This is a genomic window from Streptomyces sp. S.PNR 29, from assembly GCF_030386795.1.
Classification (GTDB): domain Bacteria; phylum Actinomycetota; class Actinomycetes; order Streptomycetales; family Streptomycetaceae; genus Streptomyces.
The window spans coordinates 1-1,948 of the sequence record NZ_JANUQM010000038.1 but is presented as its reverse complement, the minus strand read 5'-3'; the positions used below and the strand labels follow the sequence as shown (position 1 = coordinate 1,948).

The 1,948-nt window shown below is 68.8% G+C and carries 1 protein-coding gene; it reads left to right on the top strand.

Going from position 1 to position 1,948, the window contains the following annotated elements:
- A partial coding sequence (locus tag NW895_RS41095; protein WP_289942366.1) for an amino acid adenylation domain-containing protein occupies positions 1-1,948 on the top strand: 1,948 nt, incomplete at both ends.

The following is a 1,948-nucleotide window of genomic DNA, read 5'->3' as shown; positions in this document are numbered from 1 at the left end:
CACCCGCCACCCCCTCTTCCAAGTCATGCTCACCCTCAACAACAACACGAGGACCGAGCCCGAACTCCCCGACCTGACCGTCGAACCCGAGCCCAACAGTCTCGGTGCCGCGAAGTTCGACCTCTCCTTCAGCCTCGCCGAGTTGTTCACGGAGGACGGCACGCCCAATGGACTCGCCGCATCCGTCGAGTACGCCACCGACCTATTCGACCATTCGACCGCCCAGCGGCTGGCCGGCCACTTCGCGCGTCTGCTCCGGTCGGTGACCGACAACCCCAAGCTCGCGATCAGCCGACTGGAACTCTTGGACGCCGACGAGCGCGAGCAACTGCTGCACGGCTGGAACGACACCACCCAGCCGATGCCCCCGCATCCGCTGCCCGCGCTCTTCGAGGCCCAGGCAGCTCGCACCCCCGACGCGGCCGCCGTGGTCTTCGGCGCCACGACGCTCACCTTCGCCCAGCTCAACGCCCGCGCCAACCAGCTCGCCCGGCTGCTCATCGCCCACGGAGCGGGTCCTGAGCAGATTGTCGCGCTCGCGCTGCCCCGCTCCGCTGAGCTGGTGACCGCCGTGATGGCGGTACTGAAGTCCGGCGCCGCTTACGTGCCGGTCGACCCCGAATACCCCGCCGACCGCATCAGCTACATGCTTCAGGACTCGGCGCCGCTGCTCACCCTCACCGTCGGTGAGGTCACGCCCGCCCTACCGGAAGGCGCCGAGCGGCTCCTCCTGGACGATCCGGCCGTCGACGCCCGGATCGGAAGTCAGCCGCACACGGACCTCACCGACATGGACCGGTCCGCCCCGCTCCTGGCGGAACACCCCGCGTACGTCATCTACACCTCAGGCACCACCGGCCGCCCCAAGGGCGTTGTGATCCCCCATGCCGGCCTGACGAACCTGTTCCACAGCCACCGGGAGTACTTCTTCGAACCAGCAGCCGACCGCTCCGACGGTGAGCGGCCGAGCGCGGCACTCATCGCACCGCTCTCCTTCGACACTTCGTGGGATTCACTCATGTGGCCGGTCGCCGGCCATGTGCTGCACGTCATCGACGGCGATACCTGGCGCGATGCCGACCGTCTCGCGAACTACCTGGTCCAGCACGGTGTCACGTTCATCGATGTCACGCCCTCCTACTTCTCGCGGCTGGTCGAGTCCGGGTTGCTGAGCGCCGAGGGAAGCCGGCTGCAGACCGTATCGCTGGGCGGTGAGGCCGTCACCGAGCAGCTGTGGGATCTGGTCGGCAACCACCCAGGCCTCGAGGGTCACAACATGTACGGTCCTACGGAATACACAGTGGACGCCGTACACTCGCCCATCAGGCCCGGCGGTGGCTCTCCGTCGATCGGTAGCCCCCTGCCGAACACCCGGACGTATGTGCTGGATGCCGGGCTCCAGCCCGTGCCCGTCGGTGTGTCGGGTGAGCTGTACCTCTCGGGCGTCCAGGTGGCCCGGGGTTATCTGGGCCGCGCCGCCCTGACGGCCGAGCGTTTCGTCGCCGATCCGTTCGGCCCGGCGGGGGGCCGGATGTACCGTACCGGCGACCTGGTCCGGCGACGGCCCGACGGCACCCTCGACTACCTCGGCCGGGTCGACGACCAGGTCAAGGTGCGTGGCATCCGTATCGAACTCGGCGAGATCGAGGCGGCACTGACGGAGTATCGGGACATTGTCCGGGCCGCCGTGGTGGTGCGTGAGGACCGTGCCGGTGACCAGCGGATCGTGGCGTACGTGGTCCCGTCGCCGGGTACGTCGGTCTCCGGTGGGGCGCTGCGCGCCCATGCCTCCGGCCTGTTGCCGGAGTACATGGTGCCTGCGGCGTTCGTGACGCTGGACGCGCTGCCGCTCACTCCCAACGGCAAGCTCGACCGCAAGGCCCTGCCCGCCCCCGAGTACTCCACCGACGGCTCCAGTCGCCTTCCGCGCTCGCCGCAGGAGGAGATC